The sequence below is a fragment of the Streptomyces sp. NBC_00690 genome (assembly GCF_036226685.1).
Lineage (GTDB): Bacteria > Actinomycetota > Actinomycetes > Streptomycetales > Streptomycetaceae > Streptomyces.
In genome coordinates this window covers 3,285,900-3,299,765 of sequence record NZ_CP109009.1, presented here as the reverse complement: position 1 = coordinate 3,299,765, position 13,866 = coordinate 3,285,900, and the positions used below count along the sequence as shown (strand labels likewise).

The 13,866-nt window shown below is 69.9% G+C and carries 14 protein-coding genes; 4 read left to right on the top strand and 10 right to left on the bottom strand.

What is annotated here, in order from left to right:
* Window positions 1–2: 2 nt before the first annotated feature.
* The 3 genes from OID54_RS14480 to OID54_RS14470 form a co-directional block, all read right to left on the bottom strand.
* Window positions 3–941: a hydroxymethylglutaryl-CoA lyase gene (locus tag OID54_RS14480; RefSeq protein ID WP_329019338.1), complete on the bottom strand. Its 939-nt coding sequence runs from the start codon at window positions 939–941 to the stop codon at window positions 3–5.
* The gene (locus tag OID54_RS14475; RefSeq protein ID WP_329027507.1) at window positions 934–2,904 is read right to left on the bottom strand and encodes an acetyl/propionyl/methylcrotonyl-CoA carboxylase subunit alpha; all 1,971 of its coding nucleotides are present in this window, start codon (window positions 2,902–2,904) and stop codon (window positions 934–936) included. The genes OID54_RS14480 and OID54_RS14475 overlap by 8 nt, the downstream gene beginning before the upstream one ends.
* A 63-nt stretch (window positions 2,905–2,967) precedes the next feature.
* On the bottom strand, window positions 2,968–4,584 hold the full coding sequence (locus OID54_RS14470) for a carboxyl transferase domain-containing protein (protein WP_329019335.1): 1,617 nt from the start codon (window positions 4,582–4,584) through the stop codon (window positions 2,968–2,970).
* Between the two features lie 176 nt (window positions 4,585–4,760).
* Between OID54_RS14470 and OID54_RS14465 the strand changes: the two genes are divergently transcribed.
* The 3 genes from OID54_RS14465 to OID54_RS14455 all read left to right on the top strand — a co-directional run bounded on the left by OID54_RS14465 (window position 4,761) and on the right by OID54_RS14455 (window position 6,629).
* Window positions 4,761–5,354, top strand: coding sequence for an SACE_7040 family transcriptional regulator (locus OID54_RS14465; RefSeq protein ID WP_329019332.1), 594 nt, complete (start codon window positions 4,761–4,763; stop codon window positions 5,352–5,354).
* 114 nt (window positions 5,355–5,468) lie between these two features.
* Complete coding sequence (locus OID54_RS14460) at window positions 5,469–6,248, top strand: phosphatase (protein ID WP_329019329.1); 780 nt, start codon at window positions 5,469–5,471, stop codon at window positions 6,246–6,248.
* Between the two features lie 150 nt (window positions 6,249–6,398).
* On the top strand, window positions 6,399–6,629 hold the full coding sequence (locus OID54_RS14455; RefSeq protein ID WP_329019326.1) for a hypothetical protein: 231 nt from the start codon (window positions 6,399–6,401) through the stop codon (window positions 6,627–6,629).
* 41 nt (window positions 6,630–6,670) lie between these two features.
* Here the strand turns inward: OID54_RS14455 and OID54_RS14450 are convergent, their stop codons facing one another.
* From OID54_RS14450 to OID54_RS14440, 3 genes are all read right to left on the bottom strand, one after another.
* Window positions 6,671–7,087: a hypothetical protein gene (locus OID54_RS14450; RefSeq protein ID WP_329019324.1), complete on the bottom strand. Its 417-nt coding sequence runs from the start codon at window positions 7,085–7,087 to the stop codon at window positions 6,671–6,673.
* 121 nt (window positions 7,088–7,208) lie between these two features.
* Entirely contained in the window at window positions 7,209–7,601 is a 393-nt protein-coding gene (locus OID54_RS14445; RefSeq protein WP_329019321.1) for a hypothetical protein, read from the bottom strand.
* A gap of 72 nt (window positions 7,602–7,673) precedes the next feature.
* Entirely contained in the window at window positions 7,674–8,087 is a 414-nt protein-coding gene (locus OID54_RS14440; protein ID WP_329019318.1) for a winged helix-turn-helix transcriptional regulator, read from the bottom strand.
* A gap of 83 nt (window positions 8,088–8,170) precedes the next feature.
* Here OID54_RS14440 and OID54_RS14435 point away from each other — a divergent pair, with 83 nt between their 5' ends.
* Window positions 8,171–8,986, top strand: a complete 816-nt coding sequence (locus OID54_RS14435; RefSeq protein ID WP_329019315.1) for an NAD(P)H-binding protein — start codon at window positions 8,171–8,173, stop codon at window positions 8,984–8,986.
* Between the two features lie 7 nt (window positions 8,987–8,993).
* Here OID54_RS14435 and OID54_RS14430 read toward each other — a convergent pair whose 3' ends face one another.
* The 4 genes from OID54_RS14430 to OID54_RS14415 all read right to left on the bottom strand — a co-directional run bounded on the left by OID54_RS14430 (window position 8,994) and on the right by OID54_RS14415 (window position 13,625).
* Complete coding sequence (locus tag OID54_RS14430; protein ID WP_329019312.1) at window positions 8,994–9,635, bottom strand: hypothetical protein; 642 nt, start codon at window positions 9,633–9,635, stop codon at window positions 8,994–8,996.
* Between the two features lie 51 nt (window positions 9,636–9,686).
* The gene (locus tag OID54_RS14425) at window positions 9,687–10,469 is read right to left on the bottom strand and encodes a MerR family transcriptional regulator (RefSeq protein ID WP_329019309.1); all 783 of its coding nucleotides are present in this window, start codon (window positions 10,467–10,469) and stop codon (window positions 9,687–9,689) included.
* A gap of 218 nt (window positions 10,470–10,687) precedes the next feature.
* Window positions 10,688–12,769, bottom strand: a complete 2,082-nt coding sequence (locus tag OID54_RS14420; RefSeq protein ID WP_329019306.1) for a restriction endonuclease — start codon at window positions 12,767–12,769, stop codon at window positions 10,688–10,690.
* 349 nt (window positions 12,770–13,118) lie between these two features.
* Window positions 13,119–13,625, bottom strand: coding sequence for a hypothetical protein (locus OID54_RS14415; protein WP_329019304.1), 507 nt, complete (start codon window positions 13,623–13,625; stop codon window positions 13,119–13,121).
* Window positions 13,626–13,866: the final 241 nt, after the last annotated feature.

Sequence of the window (13,866 nt, the reverse complement as noted above, 5' to 3'; positions counted from 1 at the left end):
GGTCACTCCTTGTGGGAGAGTGCGCGAACGGTACGGGAGGGGCTGGGGCGGCCCAGCCGGTCGGCCATCCACACGCTGGTGGCGGTGAGACGGTCGAGGTCGACGCCGGTTTCGATACCGAGGCCGTGGAGCATCCACACGAGGTCTTCGGTGGCAAGGTTTCCGGTGGCGCTCTTGGCGTAGGGGCAGCCGCCGAGCCCGCCCGCCGAGGCGTCGACGGTGCTCACGCCGTGCTGGAGCGCGGCAAGGGTGTTGGAGAGCGCCTGGCCGTAGGTGTCGTGGAAGTGCACACCGATCGCGGAGAGCGGTACGCCCTCCGCCGTGAGGGCGGTGAGCAGCGCCCCCACATGGCCGGGGGTGGCCACGCCGATCGTGTCGCCCAGGGAGAGTTCGTCACAGCCCAACTCGACCAACTGCCGGGCCACGGTCACCACCTGCGCGACCGGGACCGGGCCCTCCCACGGGTCGCCGAAGCACATCGAGAGATAGCCGCGGACCGTTACGTGCTGCTCACGGGCCCGGGCGATGACCGGGGCGAACATGGCGAGCGACTCGGCGACGCCGCGGTTCAGGTTCTTGCGCGAGAAGGTTTCGGTCGCCGAGCCGAAGACGGCGATGCGGCGCGCTCCGAGGGCCAGGGCCCGGTCGAGCCCGCGCTCGTTGGGGACGAGGACGGGGAGCGCGACATGGTCCAGGTCGTCGAGCAGGGGCAGCAGGGCTTCGGCGTCCGCGAGTTGTGGCACCCAGCGGGGGTGGACGAAGCTCGTGGCCTCGATGGTGGTGAGCCCCGCGGCTGCGAGCCGGTGGATGAACTCGGCCTTCACCTCGGTCGGAACGACGGCCTTCTCGTTCTGGAGGCCGTCGCGCGGTCCGACCTCATGGATGCGCACCCGGGCCGGCAGGGCGCTTGCAGGGATCTGCATGGGCAGTCCATCAGCCATGGTCGGCCTCCTTCGCCGCGGGCTGCTCCTCGTCGGGCGGGTCGGGTGCCACCACGGCCAGGACCTGGTCCATGGCGACCGTCGACCCGGGGGTGACGTCCAGTTCGGTGACGGTGCCGGCGTGGGGTGCGGACAGCACGTGTTCCATCTTCATCGCCTCGACGACCAGCAGGCTCTGTCCGGCCTCGACCCGGTCGCCGACGGCGACCTTGACCACGGTGACGGTGCCGGGCATCGGCGCGGCCAGGGTGTCGGCGCCGCCGTGCGCGGTGCTGCTGAGGGAAGCGGCCACCGGGTCGAAGTCCGTGACCCGCCAGGAGTCGCCGTCACGGCCCAGCCAGTCGCCCGCGTGGCGGAAGGTATGGACGAGCCCGTCGGCGGTGACCGTGACGGTGCCGTCGTTCACGGTGCAGCCCGCGGGGGCCTCCCGTTCGATGGGGTCGAGCCCGGCCACGCGCAACGGGAAGACCAGGGGCGCCGGGGTGCCGCCGAGCCGCCAACCGCTGGGCACCGAGAAGGGGTCGCTCCAGCCCTCGCCGACGGCGGGGGTGAGCCGGTCCCTGCGCAGGGCAGCGGCAGCCGCGTACACCTCGTCGGGTACGCCGGCCGGGATCAGGTCGGCCGCATCGCGCTCCACCAGCCCGGTGTCCATCTCGCCCGAGACGACATCGGGGTGGGCCAGGAGCCGGCGCAGGAACCCGGCGTTGGTGGGCACGCCCAGCGTGACGGTGTCGGCGAGCGCCGCGCGCAGTCTGCGCAGGGCGGTCGGCCGGTCCGGCCCGTACGCGATGACCTTGGACAGCATGGGGTCGTAGAGGCTGGACACCTCGGAGCCCTCGCTCAGTCCGGAGTCGGTGCGGATGCCGTGCCCCTGGGGTTCGTGCAGGGCGAGGATCGTGCCACCGGAGGGGAGGAAGCCCCGGGAGGGGTCCTCGGCACAGATGCGGGCCTCTATGGCGTGGCCGGTGAGGGTGATGTCGTCCTGTGCATACGGCAGGGGCTCGCCGGCAGCGACCCGCAGTTGCCACTCCACCAGGTCGATACCCGTGATCAGTTCGGTGACCGGGTGTTCCACCTGGAGACGGGTGTTCATCTCCATGAAGTAGTAGGCGCCGCGGTCTTTGCCGGGGACGATGAACTCGACCGTGCCCGCGCCCACATAGCCGCAGGAGCGGGCCGCCTCCACGGCCGCGGCGCCCATCGCCGCCCGGGTCTCGTCGTCGAGCAGCACCGAGGGTGCTTCTTCGATGACCTTCTGGTGGCGGCGCTGGAGGGAGCACTCCCGCTCGCCGAGGTGCACCACGTTGCCGTGTGCGTCGGCGAGCACCTGGATCTCGATGTGCCGGGGCCGGTCGATCCACCGCTCCACGAGCAGTGTGTCGTCGCCGAAGGAGGAGCGGGCCTCGCGTCGGGCCGCGGCGATCTCTTCCAGCAGTTCCGATTCCGCTCGGGTGAGCCGCATGCCCTTGCCGCCGCCGCCCGCCGACGGCTTGAAGAGGACGGGCATGCCGATCTCGCGTGCAGCGGCGGCAAGTTGGTCATCGGTGAGTCCTGAACCGGAGGAGCCGGGCACGACGGGGACACCGGCGGCCCGGACGGTCTCCTTGGCGCGGATCTTGTCGCCCATCAGTGCGATGGCCTCGGGCGGCGGGCCGATGAAGACCAGTCCTGCATCGGCGCAGGCACGGGCGAAGGCGGCGTTCTCGGCCAGGAAGCCGTAGCCGGGGTGGACGGCCTGGGCGCCGGTTCGGGCGGCGGCCTCCAGCAGTCGGGGGACGGACAGATAGCTCTCGGCTGCGGACGGCGGCCCGATGCGGACGGCGGTGTCGGCCTCGCGGACATGGCGGGCGTCCGCGTCCGCGTCGGAGAAGACGGCGACCGAGCGGACTCCAAGGGACCTGAGGGTCCGGATCACGCGGACCGCGATCTCACCCCGGTTGGCCACCAGGACCGTGTCGAACATGGCCGGTGCCGTGCCGGTGGGTCCGGCCGGGTTTCGTGGGTGCTGCATCGTCACGGTGTGTCCTCACATCCGGAAGACGCCGAAGCCGGGCTCACCCAGCGGCGCGTTGGCACAGGAGGTGAGGGCGAGGCCCAGCACCTGACGGGTCTCCATGGGGTCGATCACGCCGTCGTCCCAGAGCCGGGCCGTGGCGTAGTAGGCGCTGCCCTGCTGCTCGTACTGGGCGCGGATCGGAGCCTTGAAGGCTTCCTCGTCCTCGGTGGCCCAGTCCTCGCCGCGCGCCTCCAACTGGTCGCGCTTGACGGTGGCGAGGACGGACGCGGCCTGTTCCCCGCCCATGACCGAGATCTTGGCGTTGGGCCACATCCACAGGAACCGGGGGGAGTAGGCCCGGCCGCACATCGAGTAGTTGCCCGCGCCGTAGGAGCCGCCGACGACGACGGTCAGTTTGGGTACGCGGGCGCAGGCGACGGCGGTAACCATCTTGGCGCCGTGCTTGGCGATGCCGCCCGCCTCGTAGTCCCGGCCGACCATGAATCCGGAGATGTTCTGGAGGAAGAGCAGGGGGATGCCGCGCTGGTCGCACAGTTCGATGAAGTGGGCGCCCTTCTGTGCCGACTCGGCGAACAGGATGCCGTTGTTGGCGACGATGCCGACGGGGTGGCCGTGGATGCGGGCGAACCCGGTGACCAGCGTCTGCCCGAACTCGGACTTGAACTCGGCGAACCGGGAGCCGTCGACGACGCGTGCGATCACCTCGCGCACGTCGTAGGGCGTACGGGAGTCGACCGGCACCGCGCCGTACAGCCCGGCGGGGTCGACCTTGGGTTCGTCGGCGGCAGTGACCGTCCAGGGCAGGGGGCCGCGGGCGGGCAGGGTGGCGACGATGTTGCGGACGATCCGCAGGGCGTGGGCGTCGTCCTCGGCGAGGTGGTCGGTGACTCCGGAGACACGGGAGTGGACCTCGCCGCCGCCGAGTTCCTCCGCGGTCACGACCTCGCCGGTGGCGGCCTTCACCAGGGGCGGGCCGCCGAGGAAGATCGTGCCCTGGTTGCGGACGATGACGGCCTCGTCGCTCATCGCGGGCACATAGGCGCCGCCCGCCGTGCAGGAGCCGAGGACGGCGGCGATCTGGGGGATGCGCGCACCGGACAGCCTGGCCTGGTTGTAGAAGATCCGGCCGAAGTGGTCGCGGTCGGGGAAGACCTCGTCCTGGAGGGGGAGGAAGGCCCCGCCGGAGTCCACGAGATAGACGCACGGCAACCGGTTCTCCAGGGCGATCTCCTGGGCGCGGAGGTGCTTCTTCACCGTCATGGGGTAGTAGGTGCCGCCCTTGACGGTCGCGTCGTTGGCGACGATCAGGGTCTCGCGCCCGCTGACCCGCCCGATTCCGGCGATGACTCCGGCTGCCGGGGCCTGGTCGCCGTACATCCCGTGGGCGGCGAGGGGGGCCAGCTCCAGGAAGGGGGAACCGGGGTCGAGCAGGGTGTCGACGCGCTCGCGCGGGAGCAGTTTGCCGCGGGCGGTGTGTCGGGCCCGGGCCTTCTCCCCGCCGCCGAGCCGCGCGGCGGCCAGCTTGTCACGCAGTGTGTCCACCAGCTGCCGGTGCGCCTCCTCGTTGGCCTGCCAGGCCGCGGAGGAGGGGTCTGCCGTGCTGGTCAGCACGGGTGCCTGCTGCATCGTGTCGAGCCCCCTTGCCCGGACGACGGTCTCGTACGCCTGGTACGCCGTCGTTCGACCTCAATCGAGTGGATCATGCCGAATTGATTGGGTTGTGCCGCGGAAATTCAGTTAATGAGCGTTAACGTACTCCGTTAGGTTAACGAGCGCTAACAGCGTTGTCTAGAATCTGATGCATGAGCACCAGGACGGATGCCACGACCCGCCGAGAGCAGATCCTCAAGGAAGCCGCCCGCCTCTTCGCGGAGCGCGGCTTCCACGGCGTCGGCGTCGACGAGATAGGGGCGGCCGTCGGCATCAGCGGCCCCGGCCTCTACCGCCACTTCGCGGGCAAGGACGCCATGCTCGCCGAACTCCTCGTGGGCATCAGCGAGCGACTCCTGAGCGGTGGGCGGCTGCGGGTCGAGGAGTCGACCACCGACGCGGCGGCGCTCCTCGCATCGCTCATCGACGGCCATATCGACTTCGCCCTCGACGACCGCCCCCTGATCACCCTCCACGACCGGGAGCTTGATCGACTCCGGGAGCGCGACCGCAAGCTGGTGCGCCAGCTCCAGCGGCAGTACGTGGAGCTCTGGGTGGCCGCCGTACGGGAACTGCACCCGCAGATCGAGGAGGCCGAGGCCAGGGCCGCCGTCCACGCCGTGTTCGGCCTGCTGAACTCCACCCCGCACCTCGGGTCGTACGGTGATGGGCTCCTGGGGCGTGCCGCGACGGAATCGCTGCTGCGCCGCCTGGCGCACGGAGCCTTCGCCGCCCTCACGCCCTGAGGGGCGCCCTCGGCTGTTACGCCCGACGGGCCGCGGGCGCACCGGCACAGTGATCAATGCCGCAGCCGCAGCCATGGGGGCGTGTCAGCCGGGGTCTGACGGCACAATGGGTCCATGTCGATACCGAGCCGTGCCGCCCTCGTCGAACACCTCGTCCGCACCCGTATCGCAGGGAACGTCGCGACCCCCCGCGACAACAACCTCTCCCACTACCGTCTCCTTGCCAACGGCGATCGCCACTACTGGCTCGGACTGGAACTCGGTGACCGCTGGACGGACGAGCAGGACGTCCTCGCGGTGATGGCCGAGCGGTGCGGGGTCAACGACGACCCCCAGCACCGCAGCGGCCAGGACACCATCGACCCACAGCTCACCGTCGACGCCCTTGACCGCTTCGCCGCTCGACTCCGCAAGGCCGCGGCCGGCCGGGAGCGGGTGTTGTTCGCCACCGGCCACCCCGGTGGTCTGCTCGACGTCCACCGACAGACCGCGGACGCCCTGCGGGCCGCCGGCTGCGAGATCGTGCGCATCCCCGGGGGAGTGCGGGCGGACGAGGGCATGGTGTTCCAGTTCGCCGACGTGGCCATGTTCGAGAGCGGGGCGACGCTCTGGCACACCCACTCGCCCGCGCCAATGGCCGCCATCTTGGACGCGTTGGAGTACGAGGGCAGACCTCAGCCCGATCTGGTCGTGGCGGACCACGGCTGGGCCGGCTGCGCGGGTCAACGCGGGCTCGACGCGGTGGGGTACGCCGACTGCAATGACCCCGCCCTCTTCATCGGTGAGGCTGAGGGCACCCTTCAGGTGACGATCCCGCTCGACGACCATGTGATGGATCCGCGGTTCTACGATCCGATGGCCGACTACCTGCTGAACGCCGCCGGACTGCTGTAGGCGCATGGGGGCTGCTGTGACGGGGCTGTTGTGACGGGGCTGCCGTGAAGGGGGGTGTGGCATCGGGCGGTCTCGGTGCCCACGGCCCGGCCGCCCTCCCGTACGGTTGCGGTACGGAACGCGGTACGGAACCTGTGTGAAGGAGACCCGGTGCACCGAGGCCAGAGCGAGCCCGACGACCGCATCCGACGTGCCAGGGCCCTGCGCAGGGTGCAACTCGCGCTGTTCGCGCTGGTCGTCGTGTTGGTGACGTTCCGCATCATGACCGATGACCTTGCCAGCGCCGACGAGTCCGCTCTGTTCGGTCTGACGGCCGTGGCCGGTCTGCTTATCGGTGTGCTGGAGCGCTACCGGGTGGGCTTGGCGAAACGGCCCCGGTGAGGTCCCCGGTGAGGCCCCGATGAGCCCGCGCACCCGGTGGCTCACCCCTCCTTGACCGTCCAACGCCCGGAGTCGATCGGCAGCCGGAGGTAGTTCGTTGCCAATCGGCCGACCACGGTCGCGAGGATGGCCTGCTCGCCCTGTTCGTCCTCGTACTCGTGGTCGTCGTTCTCATTCAACGCCAGTGCGCCGGTCTCCGGCGGCCCCCAGTCGATGGTCACGTACCCGTTCGGCTGCCAACTCTCCACCGACCACGACACGCTCCCGAACACATCGAACGCGGAGAGCACCCCTTGGGGCTCATCGGCGTACGGGTAGGGGAGGTTGATCGAGTTGCCCCGCAGTTGCAGCCACCGGGAGTCGTCCTCGCTGTCGCTCGCCGTGACCGTGAAGTCGAAGTTTTCCGCGGCGATCTGCTCGAACAGCCGGGCCACGAGGAGTGTGGGGTCCAGCGCCATGCATCCGTCCTCTCGTACCACCCGGGACTCGTGTACCACCCGGGACTCTCAGGTCTCCTGGGGCCCGTGTACCGCCCGGGATCTCGTGTGGTGCCGGGCAGAGTGATCGCGGCCCTGGCGATCAGATGTCCTGCTCCGCCCGTCGATGCTGACCGACCTGGTGCCGCCACGCCGCCCAGGGGATGAACGTACCGACGAAGATCAGGGCCGCGCAGAGCAGGAGAAACCCCTGTGACGTGCCCTGGGCGAGGGCGGCCACGATGCCGACCGGTGCCCCGACCGTCAGCCCCAACATGCCCTTCCAGTCCCGGGCGTATCCCTTGCGGTAGAAGCTGGTGCACAGAACCAGGAAGGAGATCATGACGGCCCCGAAGTACCCGCGGCCCTCGTCCGGCACAGTGCACTCGTCGGGCAGGGAGGTTCCACAGCCCAACTCCACCGCGCCGGCCGCCGCCCAACCGAGGACGGCCACGGTCACGGCGTTGATCGCCGCCCCCACCCATATCCGATGCATCCGCCGATCCTAGGCCGTGCCCACTGACAGAGGACTGTCCCACTGCCACCGAATCCCCGACCCGGACACGGCCTATCGAATGGTGGATTCGGGGTGCTGCGCGTCCCACTCCCGACGTGAGAGCGCGATGGAGTCCCGGTGCTGCGCAGACCAGTCCGCGAGGGCCTTCACCAGATGGGTGAGGCTGTGACCGGTCGCGGTGAGCTCGTACTCCACCTGCGCGGGAACCGTCGGATACACCGTGCGGGCCACCAATCCGTCCCGTTCCAACCGCCGCAGGGTGAGGGTCAGCATCCGTTGGGAGATGCCGGGTACGGCACGTTGGAGCTGTCGGAATCGGCGTACGCCCTGGGCCAGTTCCACCACGGCGAGGACCGACCACTTGTCCCCGATGCGGTCGAGGACATCGCGGATTCCGCAGTCCTCGTGCTCGTCGCCGCAGCTGACCACCGGTTCGCCGGTTACCTCCGTGTGCCCCACTGACATCGAAGTGCCTCCTTATGTTCCCTCGAACATCCCCGCAGGATGTTCCAGGTTACTGAAGAGAACCTCCAACCATCGGAGAAGCAATGATCTTGGTCACTGGTGCCAACGGAGCTCTGGGCGCCCTCGTGGCGGGGCAGTTGGCGGGCCGGTGTGACACGGTACTCGGCACCCGCGATCCCGCCCGGACCGCGACCGCCCTCCCGGTCCGCCGTATCGACTTCGACGACGAAGACTCCCTGGCCTGGGGCTTCGCCGGGGTGGACGTCCTGCTGATGATCTCGGCCGGCTTCGGCGAGGACGACACCGTCCTGGCCCGCCACGGCGCCGCGATCGACGCCGCCGAGAAGGCAGGCGTGGGACAGGTGGTCTATACGAGTCTGACGGCCGCGGGCGACCACCTTCCGTATGCGCTGCCCCACCGCTGGACCGAACGCCGGCTGCGGGAGAGCGGCATGGACTGGACCGTCCTGCGCAACGGTCTGTACGCCGAACTGCTGGGCGCCCTCGCGACACCGTCCCCGGACGGACGGATCACCGCTCCGCTCGGTACGGGAGCACTGGCCGCCGTCGCCCGGGCCGACCTCGCCGAAGCGGCGGCCAAGGTGGTGGTGAACGCAACGGCACACGTGGGAAAGACGTATGAACTCGTCGGTGAACGTGCTGTGAGCGGTGCCCAACTGGCCGCTGCCCACGGCCCGCACATCAGCTACGCGCCGACGACACTCGCTGAGGCCCGGGCGGTCATCGCCGCATCCGCCGTCGAACCGTTCCAGGTGCCGATGCTCGTGGGCACCTACTCGGCCATCGCCGCCGGAATGCTCGCGGACACCGGCGGCGATCTACGGGAGCTGCTGGGGCGGGCGCCGATCTGCCCGCTGTCCGCCGCGGTCGCCGCGTAGCGCCCGATCAGTCCAGCAGATTGCTGAGGGAGACATAGAGGAGCACCCGGCCCCGGGGATCCTGTGAGTCGTCCACTCCGATGCAGAGGTCGCGCCGGTCCAGCAGCCAGCCGTTGGGACGGCAGGTTTCCCGCGGCCGATCCAGGGTGCGGACGATCTCGTCCCGGGAGAGCCCGTTCGTACTGCCGATCTCCAACAGCCGGTAGCAGTTCCCCGAGCCACAGCTGCTCGACTCGGACAGCACGGTGAGGCCCGCAGGGAGTGGGGGCACGGCACGGGCCGATGGCATGGACGCCTCGGTCATCAGCAGGGCGTACAGCAAGGAGCCCGCGCCCGTGACGGCGAGCAGGGTTCCGAGCAGGCCGATCGCCCCGTTGCGGCGATGGGTCCAAGCCCTCGACCCTGGCCCCTCCTGATGGCGCTCCCAGGCGCATCCGCAGACGATGAGCGCGGTGCTGGCGACGGCGTAGACGAGATGGGCATCGGCGCGGTGGCCGATGACCCAGCCGTGTTGGACGGCGATCAGCACCGCGGCACCCATGAGCAGGGGTACGGAGACGGCCCATCCGATCAGTCGGGTACGCGCCAGTCGCCACCAGGCGATCGGTGGTACGGCGGCGAAGACCAGGCCCAGAACGGCCAACCACATCCGGGCCCCTCCCACGGTGGACGACGGCGATACGCCTGGGGACGTGGTTGTTCAGGTGTTCGGTTCCTCGTCGGGTGCCCGCTCGGGCGGTGAGCCCGGGAACGGCCCCGCGAGTTCGACATAGGCGGAGAGTTCCGCCGCGGAGGTGAGCAGCGCCAGCCGACGCCGGGTGAGCCGCTTGTGCCAGTCGTGGAGGGCGACCTCCAGGGCTTCCACACCACCGGCGTTGCGCACCTGCTCCAGCAGGGGTGCGATGTGCTCCAGCGGATAGCCTCCGCGACGCAGTTGCCGTACGAGGTGGGCATCGCGCACATCGGACGCCGTGTAGGTGCGGTAGCCGGTGGCCCGGTCCCGGCTCGGGCGGACCAGCCCGACCCGCTCCCAGGCGCGCAGGGTCGCCGGCCGGACGCTCAACTGCCGGGCGAGCGGACCGATGAAGCTGTCCGTGCCCTCGGGGCCGTGCGTGGGACCGGAAGGGAGATCGGAAGGGGGATCGGTCGAGGTCAGATCGACCAGGGCGGCTTCGACCGCGGCGAGCGTCGTACGGTCCTGGCGGAGTTGGCCGTGGGTGTCGTCGATCAGGGTGAGGGCCGCATCGAGGTCGCCGTCGTTGAGTTCCCGCAGGATCTGGGCGGCCTGCTGATGGCCGTGGCCGGGGATGAGAGCGATGAAGGTGCGCAGCGCCTGGGCATGCAGTCGGGTGTAGATCCGATAGCCGTGCGCGGTGCGTTCGGCTGGCGGCAGGATGCCTTCGTCCTCGTAGTTCCGGACCGCCTGGGTGGACAGTCCGTGTTCGCGCGCCAGATCCACCGGCCGCAGTCCCCGCTTGCCCATCCGTATCCCTCTTGAAGGTTCTCGTTCATTCATGCAGCTGGATATCGGAAAAGCTTCACCGAATCAGCAAGGTCAGTGTTGATGGTGATGGCGTTGATGGTATCGACAACATGGGCGGGTGCTCGGGGAGCTATGGGCGGGTGCGCCCGGGCCGACGGGGTGCCCGCCCGCTCCCCGCGGAGCGAACACCCCCACCCCCCTGGATGGGCAGCCCGTAGCTAGGCCACGTCGATGCCGTGGTCCTGTACGAGTGCCTCCAGGCCGCCCGGATAGCCCTTGCCGCCCACCACGAACTCCCAGTCGCCGCCCGCACGCCGACGGAACGAACCGAGGACCAACGCGGTCTCTCCCGGTCGTCCGTCCGACACCGTCAGCCGGTCCAACTCCTGGCCCGCCACATCCCGCAGCACGATCCCCGCCCGGGTGAATCCCGCAAGGTCGGCCCTCGGATTCACCTCGGGGTCCACGGCCGCCGCGATCACCAGCCGGTCGGCCTGCGCCGGCAGATCGTCGAACGCCACCCGGAGGGCCGCCTTGTCGCCGGTCGCGGTCGCCGCCACCGACCGAACGGAACCGTCCGGAGTCCGCTCGTTGTTGAAGAAGACGAAGTGGTCGTCGCTCAACACCCGGCTACCGCGACACACCAGCGCACACACGTCCAGCGCCACCGAGCCTGCCCAGGTCATCCCCAGCAGATTGGCTTCCTCCTCCTGCGCCGCAGGCGGAGCCGTCCGCTGCGGCGGCACCGTTCCCGTACCGAGCCGTCCGCGCAGGCCGTGCCGACCCAGGAGGTCCACCAACTCCTCCCCGGTCACCAGGGTCAACGGCTTGCCGTTGGCGAAGGTGTACGAGCCCGGCCCGAACCCGGACGTGGTCACCAGCACGCCCTTGTTGGCGCCCGAACCCTGCACCGTCCCGTAGAGGTCCCGCACGGCACTGGGCGGCACGGTGTTGCGGTACCGCTTGACCTGCACGATGATCCGACCGCCGCTGATCGGGTCCGGATCGTACGCCTCCACGTCGACACCGCCGTCGTTGGACCGCTGGGTGGTGACGGCCTGCATGCCGCGGGCCCGGAACAACTCGGCGACCAGCCCTTCGAAGCCCACCGGGTCCATCTCCAAGAGGTCCGGGTCCTCGTCGCCGCCATGGGACACGACCCCGCCGCCGACGTCTTCGGGCACCCGCCCCGGCCGTACCGCCACCCGCTGGTCGGGCTTGGCGGACAGTTGCCCCCGCATCCCCTCCAGACACTCGACCGCACCCACCTGCCCCAGGTTCAGCCGACCGAAGTCACCACGTGACACCGACACCGTGCTCAGCACGATGTCCTTGCGCTGCCCGGTCGCCGGGTCCACGTCATCGACGAACCCGTTGAGCGCCACCGAGTCCAACACCCCGAACTCGTCCGCCGCGAAGAGGTCCCGAAGGGCCAGCAGCACACACTGCGCGACCACGTCCCGGTAGAGCGCCCTGCGCTGTCCCACCGGCCGGGGGCTCTCCTTCTCCTGGTCCGAGGAGACCACATAGCGAACCGACTTGGCCTCGGGCACCACATCGAAGCCGGGCAGCTCCCAGTTGAGGACCAACTGCCGGGCCGCCCGGTCGAAGGCCGCCATCACCTGCCGCGGCAACCCCTCGGGCCAGGTCGTCGACGCGTACAGCGCGGCCGAGAAGTACTCCACCACCGTCTCCGGGTCCCCGGCGCGGAGCGCGTTCACCATTCCGGCGATACCGTCGTTGTGGTGCTGGATCTCCGTGCGGCGGGCCCGCGCCCAGGCGTCGTACTGGCTCCGGTACTCCGCCAACTGCCGTACCCGCTCGGACTCCGCGGCCTGGGCCAACCCCAGATCGTGCCGGTAGCGCGTCTGCGCCTCCTGCTCGGCCGCGGCCCGTCGGGACGCCGTCCAGCCGCCCTGCGCACGGTAGTTGTTGGGATCCGGCATCGGCACGGGATGCACCAACTGCCCCGGTGAGAAGGGCTCGATCTCCTCCTGGCGCGTCAGCATCGCGGTACGGAACGCCTCCCCACGGCATCCGGTGGCCAGCAGACCGGTCAGCTCCGCGACCCGCGCCTCCAACTCGGCCGTCCGCGCCCTCGCATCCGCCTCCCGCCGCTGCTTGTAGGCGGCCTGCTGCTCCCGGTGCATCCGGGCCATATCCCGTTGGTAGACCCGCTGTTGGCGCTCCTGCTCGCGCTGTGCCCGAATCGTGGCGCGGTAGTGGGCCTCCGCTTCCCGCTGCTGCCGCCTCTGCGCCTCTGCCCAGGCTCCGATCAACCCGCTAGAGCGACGACTCATCTCGCCCCTCGCCTCCCCACAGGGCCACTCAGCCCCCCAAGACACATGAAAACGTCAGTCTCTCGAACCTGAAGGGCAATAGCGCTGTTTTCGCTGACCTCGCCGGGGGAGAAGTGTGCGCGTCGGACCTGGATTCCCGAGATCGCGGTGTGCGCCGCGTGCCGCGGACCAGAGGTGCGTGGGCGGCGTGGGGCGGGACGGACCGGTGGGCCCACCGCCCCACCACTCAGCGCTGCGAAGAGGGTGTTCCCCGGCCCCTCGACGAGGCCCGTCCCCGGGCCGTCGTCGGACTGGGACTAGGACTGGGAACGAGGAATGGGCCGCTGCTCGCGGGTCGCGGCGTCGACCGTTACCCGTGTGTCCCGGACACGGAAACCGCCTGCTCCCACAGGTCCAGCCCCGCCCGCAGAAGTTCATTCACCGCGGCGGTCTCCTCTTCCGTCCAGGCTTCCTCGCTGCCGTCCGATGCCAGTGGATCGCCCTCGTAGAACTTCTCGTACGCACTGTCGTGCACCGGTCCCTGTGCGGGCAGTGACGAACGGTCCTCCAGCGTGTGGGAGAGGTCTTCGAGGAAGTTCCACGCATCCAGCAACAGCCCGGGGGACGCCGAGCGAAGCCGCGGTTGCCAGACCCACTCCCGGACGAGGGACAGATCGAGAGAGTCGTCCTCCTCGCTGATCAGCGTCCATCGGCTGCGTTCGCCCTGCTCCTCCAAGGACTGGAGGTCTTCGAACACCAGCAGCCGCCCGTGCTCGTCGACGGCGAGTTCATTGGGGTCGTCGCCCGCTCCGGGCTGCCAGACGACGAAGAGGTCCCCACTCTTGGTGATGATCCGGTACGGATAGTGCTCAGCCATGCGGGGCCCCCAACAATTGCGTGGCGACACCCGCCACGGCACCATCCTGCCTGCGGCGATCACCGTACGGTGACGCAGGTCCGGGCCGCCCGGGCCGCAGCGTTCCGAAGACGCCGGCCGGAGTGTGCGCCGGTCGCCACGACGCCCCTCGGACCGAACGATCGCCGCTCGCTCAGGAAGAGACACCTCACCGCATGCTTCCGCGGTAACTTCCGTACAGGAGTGGGTAGTTGTGTCGGAG

What these genes read in the sequence shown, in the direction of transcription:
- OID54_RS14480 (WP_329019338.1), bottom strand. Translation starts at nt 941, where the DNA reads ATGGCTGATGGACTGCCCATGCAGATCCCTGCAAGCGCCCTGCCGGCC.
- OID54_RS14475 (WP_329027507.1), bottom strand. Translation starts at nt 2,904, where the DNA reads ATGTTCGACACGGTCCTGGTGGCCAACCGGGGTGAGATCGCGGTCCGC.
- OID54_RS14470 (WP_329019335.1), bottom strand. Translation starts at nt 4,584, where the DNA reads ATGCAGCAGGCACCCGTGCTGACCAGCACGGCAGACCCCTCCTCCGCG.
- OID54_RS14465 (WP_329019332.1), top strand. Translation starts at nt 4,761, where the DNA reads ATGAGCACCAGGACGGATGCCACGACCCGCCGAGAGCAGATCCTCAAG.
- OID54_RS14460 (WP_329019329.1), top strand. Translation starts at nt 5,469, where the DNA reads ATGTCGATACCGAGCCGTGCCGCCCTCGTCGAACACCTCGTCCGCACC.
- OID54_RS14450 (WP_329019324.1), bottom strand. Translation starts at nt 7,087, where the DNA reads ATGGCGCTGGACCCCACACTCCTCGTGGCCCGGCTGTTCGAGCAGATC.
- OID54_RS14445 (WP_329019321.1), bottom strand. Translation starts at nt 7,601, where the DNA reads ATGCATCGGATATGGGTGGGGGCGGCGATCAACGCCGTGACCGTGGCC.
- OID54_RS14440 (WP_329019318.1), bottom strand. Translation starts at nt 8,087, where the DNA reads ATGTCAGTGGGGCACACGGAGGTAACCGGCGAACCGGTGGTCAGCTGC.
- OID54_RS14435 (WP_329019315.1), top strand. Translation starts at nt 8,171, where the DNA reads ATGATCTTGGTCACTGGTGCCAACGGAGCTCTGGGCGCCCTCGTGGCG.
- OID54_RS14430 (WP_329019312.1), bottom strand. Translation starts at nt 9,635, where the DNA reads ATGTGGTTGGCCGTTCTGGGCCTGGTCTTCGCCGCCGTACCACCGATC.
- OID54_RS14425 (WP_329019309.1), bottom strand. Translation starts at nt 10,469, where the DNA reads ATGGGCAAGCGGGGACTGCGGCCGGTGGATCTGGCGCGCGAACACGGA.
- OID54_RS14420 (WP_329019306.1), bottom strand. Translation starts at nt 12,769, where the DNA reads ATGAGTCGTCGCTCTAGCGGGTTGATCGGAGCCTGGGCAGAGGCGCAG.
- OID54_RS14415 (WP_329019304.1), bottom strand. Translation starts at nt 13,625, where the DNA reads ATGGCTGAGCACTATCCGTACCGGATCATCACCAAGAGTGGGGACCTC.